The organism is Geovibrio ferrireducens (assembly GCF_026226615.1).
GTDB lineage: Bacteria > Chrysiogenota > Deferribacteres > Deferribacterales > Geovibrionaceae > Geovibrio > Geovibrio ferrireducens.
The window spans coordinates 58233-72680 of sequence record NZ_JAJAPB010000013.1; the positions used below are offsets into that span (position 1 = coordinate 58233).

General features: G+C 46.0%; 13 protein-coding genes. 4 read left to right on the plus strand and 9 right to left on the minus strand.

Translation table 11 applies throughout. From position 1 onward, the window contains the following. Nucleotides 1–3 precede the first annotated feature (3 nt). From OSQ85_RS11885 to OSQ85_RS11900, 4 genes are read right to left on the minus strand one after another with little or no spacing between them, the layout of a single operon-like run. On the minus strand, nucleotides 4–1122 hold the full coding sequence (locus tag OSQ85_RS11885) for an ABC transporter permease (protein WP_265823364.1): 1119 nt from the start codon (nucleotides 1120–1122) through the stop codon (nucleotides 4–6). Next, nucleotides 1119–2822: an ATP-binding cassette domain-containing protein gene (locus tag OSQ85_RS11890; protein ID WP_265823366.1), complete on the minus strand. Its 1704-nt coding sequence runs from the start codon at nucleotides 2820–2822 to the stop codon at nucleotides 1119–1121. The genes OSQ85_RS11885 and OSQ85_RS11890 overlap by 4 nt, the downstream gene beginning before the upstream one ends. 2 nt (nucleotides 2823–2824) lie before the next feature. Then, a complete protein-coding gene (gene hlyD, locus OSQ85_RS11895) occupies nucleotides 2825–3805 on the minus strand; it encodes a secretion protein HlyD (protein ID WP_265823368.1) in 981 nt (326 codons plus the stop codon). Then, nucleotides 3805–4494, minus strand: coding sequence for a CerR family C-terminal domain-containing protein (locus OSQ85_RS11900; RefSeq protein ID WP_265823370.1), 690 nt, complete (start codon nucleotides 4492–4494; stop codon nucleotides 3805–3807). The genes hlyD and OSQ85_RS11900 overlap by 1 nt, the downstream gene beginning before the upstream one ends. Nucleotides 4495–4582: 88 nt before the next feature. On the opposite strand from OSQ85_RS11900, the gene OSQ85_RS11905 reads away from it, so the two are divergent. Next, complete coding sequence (locus tag OSQ85_RS11905; protein ID WP_265823371.1) at nucleotides 4583–4999, plus strand: Rrf2 family transcriptional regulator; 417 nt, start codon at nucleotides 4583–4585, stop codon at nucleotides 4997–4999. Between the two features lie 53 nt (nucleotides 5000–5052). Beyond that, nucleotides 5053–5697, plus strand: a complete 645-nt coding sequence (locus OSQ85_RS11910; RefSeq protein ID WP_265823372.1) for a flavodoxin family protein — start codon at nucleotides 5053–5055, stop codon at nucleotides 5695–5697. Between the two features lie 44 nt (nucleotides 5698–5741). Here OSQ85_RS11910 and OSQ85_RS11915 read toward each other — a convergent pair whose 3' ends face one another. Further along, on the minus strand, nucleotides 5742–6134 hold the full coding sequence (locus OSQ85_RS11915; protein ID WP_265823373.1) for a hemerythrin domain-containing protein: 393 nt from the start codon (nucleotides 6132–6134) through the stop codon (nucleotides 5742–5744). A 147-nt stretch (nucleotides 6135–6281) separates the two neighbouring features. Here OSQ85_RS11915 and OSQ85_RS11920 point away from each other — a divergent pair, with 147 nt between their 5' ends. Both OSQ85_RS11920 and OSQ85_RS11925 read left to right on the plus strand, forming a co-directional pair. Next, complete coding sequence (locus OSQ85_RS11920; protein ID WP_265823374.1) at nucleotides 6282–6830, plus strand: DNA-3-methyladenine glycosylase I; 549 nt, start codon at nucleotides 6282–6284, stop codon at nucleotides 6828–6830. A gap of 195 nt (nucleotides 6831–7025) precedes the next feature. Next, nucleotides 7026–8312: a tetratricopeptide repeat protein gene (locus OSQ85_RS11925; RefSeq protein ID WP_265823375.1), complete on the plus strand. Its 1287-nt coding sequence runs from the start codon at nucleotides 7026–7028 to the stop codon at nucleotides 8310–8312. A 478-nt stretch (nucleotides 8313–8790) separates the two neighbouring features. Here the strand turns inward: OSQ85_RS11925 and OSQ85_RS11930 are convergent, their stop codons facing one another. From OSQ85_RS11930 to OSQ85_RS11945, 4 genes are all read right to left on the minus strand, one after another. Further along, complete coding sequence (locus tag OSQ85_RS11930) at nucleotides 8791–9798, minus strand: 4Fe-4S dicluster domain-containing protein (protein ID WP_265823377.1); 1008 nt, start codon at nucleotides 9796–9798, stop codon at nucleotides 8791–8793. A 61-nt stretch (nucleotides 9799–9859) separates the two neighbouring features. Beyond that, nucleotides 9860–10549: a TorD/DmsD family molecular chaperone gene (locus tag OSQ85_RS11935; RefSeq protein WP_265823378.1), complete on the minus strand. Its 690-nt coding sequence runs from the start codon at nucleotides 10547–10549 to the stop codon at nucleotides 9860–9862. Nucleotides 10550–10560: 11 nt separating this feature from the next. After that, entirely contained in the window at nucleotides 10561–11295 is a 735-nt protein-coding gene (locus OSQ85_RS11940; RefSeq protein WP_265823380.1) for a 4Fe-4S dicluster domain-containing protein, read from the minus strand. Then, a complete protein-coding gene (locus tag OSQ85_RS11945) occupies nucleotides 11292–14411 on the minus strand; it encodes a molybdopterin-dependent oxidoreductase (RefSeq protein WP_265823382.1) in 3120 nt (1039 codons plus the stop codon). Before OSQ85_RS11945 ends, OSQ85_RS11940 begins: the two co-directional genes overlap by 4 nt. Nucleotides 14412–14448: the final 37 nt, after the last annotated feature.

Sequence of the window (14448 nt, forward strand, 5' to 3'; positions counted from 1 at the left end):
GCCTCAATCCAGAGTCTTTCGGGTTTTTGCCGCGGTTACAGCAAAAAATGCAGCAGCTATAATGGCAATGGCTGCGGTGTTTATAATGAGCAGGTTTTTAACGTTCCCGGCGAGAAAAAGGGTCTGGAGGTCTGTCACAAAGTATCTCGCAGCAAAAAGATACGTGAGCCCCCTTATAACCGCGGGCATGGAATCTATTTCAAAAATAAAGCCGGACAGCATAAAAGCCGGCAGAAACGCACTGAGAAGAGCTAACTGCGCCGCCACAAACTGGTTTCTCGCCAGTGTGGAAATTAGCAGCCCCTGCCCCAGCGAAGCCAGCAGAAACAGAGCGGAAACACCGGAGAGAATAAGAAACGAGCCCCTGAACGGCACACCGTAGAAAAATACGGAAACCAGCACACAGACCGTCATGGAGCCCATGCCCAGAACAAAATACGGAACCAGCTTGCCGAGAATTATCTCTGCTACTGTCACAGGCTTTGCCATCATAGCCTCCATTGTCCCCCTCTCCCACTCTCTGGCGACAACAAGGGAGGTGAGTATGGTTCCTGTCAGCGTCATGATAATCGCGATGGAACCGGGCAGGAGGAAGTTACGGCTTTTAAGCTCAGGGTTGAACAGAAAGCGGGGCTCTGAGGCGATGGGAATCTTCATTTCCGTCCCCTCTTCATCCGCATGCTGCAACAGCCATGTCTGCCATATGCCCGCAGTGTAATTATGCACAAATGAGGCTGTGTTAGGCTCGCTTCCGTCTGCTATCACCTGAATAACCGCACTTTCGGATTCTTGGGCGGCTTTGATGCTGAAATTTTGCGGAATTATCACTATCCCCCTTATCTTCCCTGCCTCAAGTTCAGGCAGAAGCTCCCTTCTGTCATTTGCGGTGCGTACATTCAGAAATTCCGAATTGATAAACGCAGAAGCCAGACGCCCGGCATCCGCCCCGCGTCCTTCAAGGGCAAGGCCTATATTTATCTTTGTACTGTCAAGATTTATGCCGTAGCCGAATATAAAAAGCAGAATGAGCGGCAAAACAAAAGCGATAAGGATCGAGCTTGGATCTCGGATTATCTGTGAGCTTTCTTTCCGTATGAGAGCGCTTACCCTTCTGAGATTCATGGCATGCTCCTTTGATCGAACCGCTTTATCAGCTCTATAAAGGCATCTTCAAGGGACGGTGACGGCAAAACAGAGGAACATGCGGATTCCTTAAGCTGATCCGGTGTTCCGGAGGCTATGTTCTCCCCTCTGTATATAAGCCCTATGCGGTCGCAGTACTCGGCTTCGTCCATAAAATGTGTGGTGACCATCACGGTAACTCCCTTTTTCACCATGCCGTTGATATGGTTCCAGAACTCACGCCTTGTCACAGGGTCGACGCCTGATGTGGGCTCATCCAGAAACAGGACATCCGGCGAATGCATAACAGAACAGGCAAGCGCCAGCCTCTGTTTGAAGCCGAGGGGCAGAGTATCCGTGTTTGCGGAGCGGTAACGGCCAAGTTCGAATATCTCCGTCATTCTGTCGGCAGCTTTTTCAGCCTCAGCTCCTCCGAGACCGTAAACTCCGGCAAAAAAGCTCAGGTTCTGCCTTACGCTCAGATTACCGTACAGAGAAAACTTCTGCGCCATGTAGCCGATGCGGGATCTGGCCGCGGAAGTGGCAGTTTTCAGGTCAAGCCCCATAACCTTCGCACTGCCGGAAGTGGGCTGAAGCAGACCGCACATCATCTTAAAAGTGGTTGACTTGCCCGCTCCGTTCGGGCCGAGGAGGCCGAAGATCTCGCCCCGCTTTATAGTAAAGCTGTTGTCACGCACGGCGGTAAAGTCACCGAAACGTTTGGTCAGATTAAGCGCTTCAATCACTGCACCGCTGTTTTCCGGTTTTTCTGTTATTATTTCCGCCAGCGGGGAATGCCCTCCGGGGCCGCCGCCAAGCCTGTCTATGAAGCCGTCCTCAAAACAGGGCTCCGTATTTTCCGCACCTGTAACCGGTACAGCAGCCCCCTCGCTGAGAGTAAATCTTACCCCGTTTCCCTGAATTATTCCGTCTGTCACATCGGCTCTGTTAAGAAGCTCCGTAAGAAGAGCCCGTTTATCCGCATCCGTGCTGCGGACAATGAACACGCGCCCCCTCATGCCCGTAAGCAGCTCCGAAGGCCGCCCGGCAAAAAGCATTCTGCCCCCGTTCAGGAGAACCACATCATCACACTTTTCAGCCTCATCCAGATAAGCCGTAGACCACACAACCCCCATGCCTCTCTCCAGCAGTTCCTGCACCATCTTCCACAGTTCCCGCCTAGAGATGGGATCAACACCCACGCTGGGTTCATCCAGCAAAAGAAGCTCCGGTTCGCCGAGAAGGGCACATGCAAGACCCAGCTTCTGCTTCATACCGCCGGAAAGCCTCCCGGCGAGTCTGCCCGTAAACTCTTTCAGCGCAGTGAACTCAAGGAGCCTGCCGAAGCGCTCCGCCTTTTTCCTTTTGTCCAGTCCGCATAATTCGGCGTACAGATTCAGGTTCTCCTGCACGGTAAGATCTTCATAAAGACCAAACTTCTGGGGCATATATCCTGTAATTTCCCTTATGGCGGGTGCATCAGTTACAGAATTCAGCCCATTCACCGTAACAATGCCGCTGTCAGCATGCAGAAGGCCGATCAGATGGCGCATCAGGGTGGTTTTCCCTGCTCCGTCAGGCCCAACCAGCCCCGTCATCCGTCCTCTGAAAATCTGCATGGAGATATTATCAAGCGCCGGGGGAGAACCGCCTGAAAAACGCTTGGTGAGCCCTTTTACCTCCGCAAGAAGGTTTTCCATATCTATTCCTCAAGCCTGACAGTAACAGGCATGCCCTGACGCAGATGCTTATCCGGGTTATCAACCGCAATACGGAGACGGTACACAAGATCTGTCCGGAGTGATGCTGTTTCCACATTTTTGGGAGTAAACTCCGCCTGCGGGGATATGAAACCGACCTGCCCCGTGTAAGGTCTGTCCGGGTTGGTGTCTGTGTATATCACGGCCTTCTGTCCGGGATGCACAAGCCCAAGCTGCGGTTCGCTCACATATGTCCGCACCCATACAGGGTTATCCAGAGCAAGGGTGAAGACTGCCGCACCGGAAGCTATTATTGAGCCTTTTTCACGCACACGGGTGAGTATCACGCCGTCGGAAGGGGAGATTATCTCCGTATCTGCCAGAGAGGTAACGGCCGATTCCGCTGATGCTGCGGCAGCCTTATACTCCGCCGCTGCCGCTCTTATATCCTCATCCCTGTACCCTGCTACGGCCAGTTCAAGAGACTTTTTCGCCATGTTCAGTCTGGCTCTCGCTTCATCCCTAGCAGCCAGTGATTCATCATGCGCCTGCGCGGACACAGCGCCAAGCTTAAAGAGCTCAGCCTGTCTTCTGTATGTCTGTTCAAGGTTGGCGAGAGTCGCCTCGCGTTCGCTCACCTGAGCCCGCGCCTCATCTATCTCCTGCGGGCGCAGACCCTTCGAGAGCTTTGCAAAGTTGGCCTCTGCCGCCTCAAGGCGCGCCACTGCCACCGCGAGCTGATCTTCGTAGGGCTTTTTATCCAGAACAGCAAGGAGATCCCCTGCCTTCACCCTGTCCCCTTCCTCAAACATAAGCTCCGCAACGCGGCCGGAGACCCGGAAACCGAGAGTTACATCCCTTATATCCACATTGCCGTAAAGGGTCAGGCTTCCGCTGCTTTTTTCATCCTTTCCTGCATAAAAGAAATACAGCGCACCGGCGGCTCCGAGCATAAGCACCAGTATTATCAGGAGTTTTTTCATTATTCAGCCTCGCTTATCACAGCATTCAGTGATGAAACAGCCATAGCGGGGAGCAGCCTGTCCAGCAAGTCCATATGCTCCGCCGTGTAATCAGAAGTGCCCAGTCTGCGGACTGCGGTTTCCCTTGCGGATAAAAATGCAAGAACACTTCCCACCACAGCATGCGCCCTGAGATGCGCCTCCGCACTGTCGGGCTTTATCCCCGCACCCGCGGCAATCAGCCTGCTGAAAAGCCCGTGGGCTTCCTTCATCACCGAATCGTAAAGAATATCAAATGCGGGAGTGGGCTTGGCCTGCTCCCTCAGAACTATGAGCGCCCAGCGTTTCGGCCCGTCCGACCTTATGAACATAGCAGCCAGTCCGCGGACAGCGGTTATAATACATTTTACTGCCGCATCGCGTCCCCCGCCTGATTTCTCGAACTCATTCCTTATCCCCGCAGCAAGAGGGTTTATGTATGAGCCGATTCCTTCTGCTATGTGGGAAACCACGGCGCGGTACAGCCCCTCTTTTCCGCCGAAATAATACTGAATGGCGGAGATATTCGCTCCGGCCTTATCGGCTATCATCCTTGTGCCTGTGGCGGTGAAGCCATGCTCACCGAAGAGATCTATGGCTGCTTCTATAAGATTCTGCCTTGCTCTGTCCCCTTTGTTTTTTTCATTAACATTATTGCTTCGTATATCCATAATCAAATTATAAATCAATCGATTGATTTATTCAAGGATACCTGATTTTTTTTCTTGCCTTTTATATTGTTACTATTAAAATAACAATATGACTTCAAGAAACACTCAGTTCTCGGTGGCTGTACACATAATGACCGGCCTTGGTTTCCACGCGGGGGAATACATATGCTCCTGCAATCTGGCGGAGAGTGTAAATGCCTGCCCCAGCTTTGTCCGCCGCATTATCGCCAAGCTCTCAAGGGCGGGACTTGTCCGCGCCACCAGAGGGAAGAACGGTTCATGCGCTCTGGCAAAGAAACCGGAAGAAATCACTCTTTTTGATATATACAAAGCGGTCGAGGCACCCAAAGCCTTCGCTGTGCACTCTTATCCCGTTCAGGAATCATGCGCTGTAAGCTGCAACATGAAACCCGCACTGGAAAAGGTTCTGGACAAGGCACAGGAATCCTTTGAAAACACACTTAAAACAACCAGACTCTCCGAGCTTGTCACGCAGGTGAGCTGATTTTTTTTGCATATAATTGTTACTTTGAAAGTTACAAACAGAAGGAGGAGAAAATGAAAGTTATAGCATTTAACGGAAGCCCCAGAAAGAATTTCAGCACTGCGCATCTTCTTGAAAAGGCTCTGGAAGGAGCAAAGGCAGCAGGAGCCGAGACTGAGCTTGTGCATCTGTATGATGTGGATTTCAAAGGCTGTATGAGCTGTTTTGTCTGTAAAGTGAGAAACGGCAAAACCTACGGCAGATGCGCCCATAGGGACGGTATTCTGCCCTATCTCGAAAAAGCCGCAGAAGCGGATGCGCTGATCATCGGCTCACCGATTTATCTCGGCAGAACAAGCGGAGAGGCATCAGCCTTTCTTGAGCGTCTTATTTTCCCGTTCATTTCATACGCCGACTACAGGACTCTCGCCCCCAGAAAATCCTCAACTGCAATGATTTATACCATGAACGTCACAGAGCAGGAAAAGAATGACTACGGATATGACTCTCACATTAAGAGAAATGAAAGCTTCATGGAGAGAACATTCGGCTCATGTGAAAGCCTTTGCAGTTTCAACACGCTTCAGGGAACAGAGAAAGACTATGAAAAGTTCGAGCTGCGCGGCACTTTCGGCGAAAAAATCAGATACCGCAATGAAAATTTTGAAAATGACCTGCAGAAAGCATTTGACCTTGGCGGAAGACTGGCTGGAAAATAATGTGAAATATGCACCGGACACCCTGAAATGTCCGGTGCGCCGCATTACTGCGCGGTAACCTTGTCATAAAGAGGATAAAGCTGAATCTCCTCTCTGTTGATTCGGAGCCTCAGAGTAGATATTATTCTGCCCAGTTCTTTGGCATATTCAATATTGAGTTCCGCTTTTTCTATGCGGTTCATGAAGTCCAGTATTTCCGCCGTGAGCTTCTGCATCTCTCCCGCAAACTGCTCACTGACGACTTTTGCCGCAGGATTATTTTTCAGTGAGGGGTAAAGCCTTGTGTCCTCTTTCTGAAGATGCCCGGCGAGAAGCCTTTTTCCTTCAAGGAGTTTTTTGCGTCCGGCCTCATTGCCGAGTCCTGTTATCTGAACTTCCTGAAGAAGTTTAAGAAGCTGAAGATGGTCGTTTTTAAGTTCAGTGATTAATGCGCTCATGTGTTTCCTCCGTCTGTTTTTTATAAGAATAGTACAAGACGGGGAAATTGTTTTGATCCGTGTCAAGAAGACTATTTTTTTCTGAAATTGTCCGCTCTGTTTTTTTAGGATATAGTATCTTCACCATATTATCGGGGGAAATTAATAATGTCATACTGCGATGCTATAAAAACCATGAACGCTGAGAAAGCCGCACTCCACGGCAATTACCACGATAATCACTACGGGTTTCCGCTGTATGATGATAATGAACTCTTCTGCCGCCTTGTGCTTGAAATAAATCAGGCAGGCTTAAGCTGGGAAACAATACTTAAAAAAGAGCAGGCATTCAGAAGCGCCTACGATGGCTTTGATGTGAAAACCGTTGCTGCATATACCGAAAAGGACAGGGAACGGCTGCTGGCCGATGCGGGGATCATCCGCAACAGGCTGAAAGTTAACGCCGCAGTTGAAAATGCCAAAACTATTCTGATTATTCAGAAAGAGCATGGTTCATTCAAAAACTGGCTTGATAAGCACCATCCCCTCAAAAAGGAGGAGTGGACAAAACTCTTCAAAAAAACTTTTAAATTCACCGGCGGAGAGATAGTAAACGAATTTCTTATGAGTACAGGCTACCTGAAAGGCGCCCACGCCGAGCACTGCCCGGTGCACAAAAAGGTTCTGGAATCAAAACCAAAATGGGCGGAAAAATAGAAAAACTGCTCGCGACAGGGAATAGTTTTTTTGATTCAAAACAGTTCTGCCCTTCAACTCTGCCCCCTATAACACACCACCAGTATAAAATCATATTTGGGAAATGCTACCAATAGTGTTAGCATTATATAAGTCGACATTACACGATTTGAGAGTTCAAACAATGTCCTGCAAATAATTTCCGAGGTAATAACATTGGTAACAAAGATTAATTTAAAGATAATTTTTATTTGTTTTTGTTTATTGTTTCAGTTTCACGCATTTGCCTCGGATGAAACTTTTTCAACATACGAAGAAGCGAAAGAATTGTACCTTTCAAAGACCAAAGATCCTGAAGATTTATCAAATAAAATTAAGCAATGGCCTAAAATATTCAAAACTTTTAGCAAATATGCAAATGAAGGAAATCCAGAAGCAATCACCTACCTTGGACAGATGTATGAAACAGGCAGAGGAACAAAACCAAATATAAAAAAAGCAGTAAAACTATACAAACAAGCTTTTGAAATGGGAGAACCCAATGCCAAGTATTTTTTATCATATTTGTACTTAACAGGCAGAGGTGTCAGCAGAAACTATGATAAAGCTAGAAAGATGCTTGAAGAGTTGCTTGAAGCTGGTGACATGCGTGCTGCTGCGAATCTGGGAAGCATCTACCGCGAAGGAAGAGGTGTAAAGAAAGATTATAAAAAAGCTGTAGGGTACTACGAAATTGGCGTTACAACTGACCCAGCTTCCATGTTTCTACTTGGCTATATGTATTTTATGAACTATGGAGTAGAAACTGATTATAATAAAGCATTCAAGCTATTTACTTCATCGGAACAAGCCGGGTTTCAATATGGCTATTATTTTATAGCTTATTCATATATTTATGCTAAAGGGACAACTACTAATTTGGATATGGCTAATTCAGTTTTTCAAATGATATATCCCGTAAGATCTCCTGAATATTATACATCTATCCATAAAGCTTATTTATATGAGCATGGCAGAGTAAACAAATATAATAATGATAACAGATATAATGAATACTCTAGGGCAAGTAGTCACGGTGTATATTGTGGAAGCTTTGGCTTAGGAAATTTCAATTTAGTTAATCCAAATACTGATAGCCAATTTAATCCACAAAAAGAATGGGGTGTTGATTTAATAATAAAATCAGCTGATGACGATTGCCTTGATGCAAACATCAGACTTTCAGAGTTCTACTCTACTGGAAGTTTTGTTGATAAAGATCTCAAGAAAGCTGCAAAATATAATAAAAATGCAGCTAAACTACTCTTCTTAGACAAATTTGAAGAGCACACACGATTTGCCTATCTCTCCCCCGAAGAATATTACGGCAGACCGCACATAATAAAATGGCTGAAAAAGGAAGCAGAGACAGGAAACGAAAAAGCAACAGCGGTCATTAACCTTCTGAAATCACGAAAGAACATTCCCGGAAATTATAACTGGATAGATGCAGATTCATATTGAATCTAAGATAGGAAAATACCAGTTCCTGCGTTTTTCGGCACGAAATAAAAAAGCCAGCGGTTAACCCACTGGCTTTTCTGGTGATTTTAAATAGGCACGGGCGGTTTCGAACCGTTTTCGGAATATGTCAACAGGTGATAAAAAGTGCTTAAAACCAAAGTTTCACAAAACTTGCTCATCATCCATAATCACTTATTTTTATTCAAAAATGGCACGATTTTGGCACGATAAAAAAGGCATTAAATTAATAGAGAATCTCTTTCATTTAATGCCTCTCTAACTCAATTTCCATTTGTGCCCGACTTTTAAAGATTCTATCTGTTTAACAAATCATATTAGTGACTTACGGAGGCAATATACTGCCTTCTGTGTCAAAATACGGCATTAATTGGTCTATTAACACAGCGGACATGTTTTTACACTTATCCGCTGTGCCCCCAGTAAAACAAACAATCGGAGGATGATTGCTTGTTTTTATTCACTTTAATCTTTGCGGATATTCAGATTCCTGCTCGATTTGTAAACATCCGTTTACGCAGGCTTTAATACAAACACCGCACCCTGTACAATTTAAAGATTCATGGACAATAACTCCATCCTCTGTCTTTGTTAAAGCTGCTGAAGGACAAAGAGTTATGCAAAGGTTGCATTTATCACAATTTTCTTCAGAATAGCGAATAGTACCGAAAGGTATATTTCTGTCAAAAAGAAGCGGCTTTTTGATATAAGGTAAAAGCATTGAAATTGTTTTCTCAAACAATACTTTTCTCTGAGATTTCTTTTTTGAATCGCCAATATTCACACTTTCTCTGCTCTGTTCCATCAGAACATCAACAGCAGAAAACGCACCCGAAGCCAGTTCCCGGCCGAAAAGACTGAAAAAACCTCGTCTGCTGACATTTATCTGCTTTTTTTCTCTACTGCTTAAACATGGAAAGGAGCTAAATCTGATTACAATATATTCACTGTTGCCTGCTGAAATAGCGCAACCCTCAAGACTGCCGCTGAACCCTTTTAAACTTTTTAACTGAAGACGCAGAAAATTCTTTCCGTTTCCGAAAGCACATTCGGCACAGTTCCCGCTATACAGCATCAGTTCTCGGACACCCTTTATACCCAAATACAGCAAACCGACTGCATTAAGCTGACTCAGGCAGTTCAGTCTCATTGCGCCATATGATGATTTACCGCACGACAGAAGAAGTTTTCCTTTCTCTGCTTTTTCTGCGAGTGAATCAAGCCACTGTATTTCAGATAAGCCTTTGTATTGAAAAGCTCCGTAACGGCAGGCTGAAACACATCTTTCACACCCTATGCAGAACTCAGGATCTATGCTCAATGCAGTACCCGGTCTGCCTATGCGCACGGCCCCCGCAGGGCATATATCTATACAGTCGCGGCATCCGGCATTCTTGTGGTACATATTAATGCAGAACACCGAGCTTACTTTAACCGGTACAGAAGAAAGACTGATTCCATACTGCATTATTGACTCCGTAAAAAAGAATGAAAGCGGCGGGAATAAACCCACCGCCAATTAAAATGAGTTAACAAGTAATTTCAGAGAGCTCTTCCTTAAGTTGGCAGATATACTCAAAATCAGCCTTAATAAACCCCTGAACAACAAGTGAAAGATACTTGTAAAATTCAAGTGACGTGTTTTTTACAACATCTTCAGCCAGCTTAGGTATCCACTTGCATAAGTGTTTATCGAGGAATAGCTTTTGCGTTTCTAAATTTTCAATAAGCTCCTCAGTTTTGCCTATCTCAGCAAATTCAACACATTGACGGGACAAAAACGCCATAAAGCTCATTTCTGCCGTAACATGGTCTTCCGGCTCTTTAAACTCCTTATTCTTGCCAATGCCGTGTTTATAATATATTTCATATACATTCTCCCACGGCTCCTGCATAACCAATCTAGATTCGGACATATAAACGGACTCGTGCGGAGTGACAGTGTGGCCGGTGTGAGAAGCTTTGTTTACACCCAGAAAAAGCTTAGCAAATTCTCCTGCTATCCGGCTCTCGTCCATGCCATTTTCAATACTTTTACCCAGCCCTGAAACATCTGCCGCAAAAGAAGAATCACCGTTCTCCTTTGCCATTTCAGACATTACAGCGACATACTTCTTTAATCTGGCCAGGTCTGGTTCCTTGAACTCCACATTAAAAGGAGCAGAAAGAATATTATACAGATCTGCCCTCAGTCTCATATACTGCAAGAGTGTATTCATAAGATAACCTTTCAGCTCTTCTGTTTGAAGATTATATTAGGCCCTATTCCGCCGCGCTCAAAATCGACTAAACTTTCTGATGCACTGGGGTATTTTGCCCTAAGCTCATCCATGGAGCCGAAATCAAGAGCCCTGTTCCAGCATGCAGCTACGCAGGCGGGACGCAGCCCTTCTTTAACTCTGTCAAGACATCCCGTGCATTTTGTCATACGCGGTCTGGCAGCGTTTTCAAGGCTGTATTCCTTGTATTTTGAATCATAGAATTGAGGCGCTCCCCATGGGCAGGCTCCCTGACATTTTCCACAGGAAATACAGGTTGAATTATCCACAAGAACCAAACCAGTTTCAGAGTCTTTAGTGATGATCCCCATCGGGCATGCTTTGATACATGCAGGTTCATCACAATGATTACAACTTACTGAAAGAAAACGTTTATCCACGTTGTATCTGAAAATGCCCGTTGAACCTTCAGAAACAGAACCATCCAATACAGTGCTGACCCGTCTCCAGTTTTCTTTCATATAATATTTACGGAAAAGTTCGTAATTATTAGCACCGGTATCGGGATTAATATAATTCTCTCCGTTGTCCTGTTCGCCCACAGCAGACATATATTCTTCATCGTCTTCTCTTATGTTTATCTTTGCGTCACCGCGGCGTTCTTCATTCCAGTTTTTGCATGCAGAAGAGCACGTCTGGCAACCAACACACCTGTCCTGATTAAAGTAAAATCCCAACTGGCTCATATTTCAGTACCTCCGTTCTCAGGTTTAACAAGGCTAACTTCACACGGTCCTGACTGAGCAGGAACGGCTCCTGTGCACATCATCGTATCTTCCCCAAAAAAGTCGTTGGTGAGAATGTTATCTGCTCCGCCAACATCGACAGGGACTGATCTTTCGTGGAATGCTTCGAGATTAGCTGGGTCGCTGCCGTCCTGCATCCATACTTTCACTCTTTCAGTGGGGTGTGCCCTGTACCATGCCCCGTGTTCAATACTTACTATTCCTGGTAAAATTTCATGTGTAAGATGAGCGGGAATCTTCATGCAGCCGCGGTCGTTATATACATAAACCATTGCACCCTCGGTTATTCCTCTTTCTGCGGCTGTAATAGGATTTAGTTTAGCCATCTGAGGGAACATGTCCTTGATTGCAGCAACGCTGTCAAAAACAGTATGACCGCGGTTGCGCGATTTATTGGTCATATAAGTCATTTTGTAAGCGCGTCCGCTAAGCGGTGATACGAAGCCGGTGAATTTCCCTGTAAGCGGGTTTCTGTTGTCAAAATATGTTTCCCTTCCGTGCAGGTTCGGCTGATAGCAGAGAGTGGCGTTTCTCCAACCACCGGGGTAGTATACCGCCGGCACAGGATTAGCAGGATCAATGTCCCCGCTGAGGTACGGATCTGTGACCTTCTCGGCTGGACGCATGGCTCTGAACAGAGAGTAAAAATTCAGGAAGCCTGTGCTGGTGTCAAGTGTACCCGAAGGGATGAGATCTCCCATCATGGGAACAAGAGGTGTGTCTTTCGGCACTTCAAGAGTAAAAGTTCCGATTTCTCTCATCTCATCAGCAGAGGGCAAAGCGGTATCAGAACTAACTTTCTGTTTGTAGTAATCGGTTATTTTGACATTATTGTATGCGTCTTCAGTGAAAGTATCAAAAGGAGCAAATACATACGGTGCGCCTGTTAACCCTTTCTCAGTGAGTTTAGCGCCGAGACGCTGCTGAAGCTCGTGCTCCGGGAGAGTGTCATACATAACATCGATCACCTTTTCCCTGTGAAAGAAGTGAGTTATCGATGTGTAGGCAGGAATGGCAAAGGTGTCACTCTCAAAGTGAGTTGCAGCAGGAAGAATAATATCAGCCAGTAAAGCAGTGGGGGTCATCACCTGATCCATCACGATCTGAGTAGGCACTTTGCGTGCAGCCAGAATATTTTTGTTTGTATTCGGGTGAGTGTTGATATTATTGATATTGGTGTGAATTATAACATCAACATCAATAAGCTTATCGCCCGCAGAAGATAAATCAACTCTGCCGCTTGTCTGATATTTAACATCTTCAATCAGATTAGCTCTTTTTCGGTGATCTTTTCCTGTTAAGATTGTATTTTGCCACCCGCTTAATTCAATATCAATCCCGAAGGAAGATGTTGGTTCCGCAGCGTTGCTTCCGCTGATAGGAGCATCCGTGCTGCCGTTGGTGTTAAATGCAAGACTCTCAGAAAAACGGCTCATAGACAGACCTGCTGTACCACCGCCTTTTTTATTGACGTAACCGCACATAGCAGAGAGACCTACAAGTGACCATACCCATTCGTCAGCGTTCCATGCTCTCTGTGCCCCACCGCCTGTTTCAATAAAAGCCGCATCAGTCGGATGTCCCGCAAATTCCGAATACTTCATTGCAAGTGCTTCAATAACATCAGGATTGACGCCTGTTAAAGCTCCGATATAATCAAGAACTTTGCTATAAGTACCATCTCCGGGTGCAGCAGAAGTATCCGGTACTCTGTATTTAAGACTTGCTGGCAGAGATGATACCGCTCCACCCCACTCGACTTCCCTGCTCAAAAGATATTCCTCGAATGATTCTCCGACAGGAACCTTAAAATCATAGCCGTTCAGAGGAGTTCCTTTTGGTATGGCTGTTCCGCTTGCGTTATAAGGAGCATCTGCAGGAATGTCAGCATATGCAATCATCTGGTAACCGCTTCGGCTTACTCCTGTTGAAGGAGCCTGACTTTTGACCGTGTCTTCTTTCCAGAATCCGAAGCATTTTCTGTCAGCCTGAGCCGCGGTTGTCGGTGCAGTCTGCTGCATGAAATCAGTATCCATTCTACCGTTTTTGTATATGACATACATCACACCTATTGCTAAGGCTGCATCGGTTGTCGGACGGCATGCTATCCAACCGGGAATATCCACAACCTTTGAGTGACCGTCTACCGTATACTGGTAGCCCTGTATTCCTGTGGAAAGCATTGCTGCGGCATCCGAATAAGTTGAAGAAATCACCACCATGGGAATATCGCCGTGGACCTTTTCTTTCATTTTTGTATTCATAAAATGAGTGTGTACATTCCAGTACGTTCCTCTGGTAACATCCATCGCCCAAGTAATCATAAACTTTGTGTTATATCTGTCTGTTCGGCTGTTTACATAAACAGTGGAACCGACTGTATCAAAACTACCGAGGTCAGCCCCCCCTGTTGACTCATTTCCGTTCGCTCTCACACACGGCTGCTGCCCCATATAGTATGACATCATAAGCCAGAACCAATATCTTGTCATAATCGGAACATACGAAAGATTGTCCTGAGCTGCTCTGTCGTAAGCTGCCTTGAGTTTTTCAGCAACCGCATCCAAAGCTTCATCCCATGATACTCTTTTAAAGTTATTTATGTCCCCTTTAGGCTTACTGGGGTCAATTCTCATCAGCGGATATTTAAGTCGGTCAGGCTGGTATAATATTCCCTGATAACCGCCGTAACAGCGTACACAAGCCCTCAGTTCCATCTGTTTTCCAAACTCTGAACTGTCGTACTCCGCTTCGGCATCCGCTACAGAGTTGCGTTTTTTATCCCCCGCTGAGGTCATTTTGACAACTTTACCGTTTTTCACATGCGCATAGTGCTGACAGCGTGAACCGCAGTTATACGCTCCTGTAGTGTGGAAAATTTTTATATCTTTATCATAAACAAGGTTGTCCGAAGGGCTGACCACCTGATATGGTTCTCCGCCATTGCCGCTTCCTCCGCAGCCCTGAAGCGCAGCAGCAGCAACAGTGGCGCTCATCGCCTTGAGCATGCTTCGTCTGGTTAGTTTCTGTTCTGTTAATTTATCTTTAAGGCTCATAATTATCTCCTTATCTAGTACGCATTAGGCGCGTGTG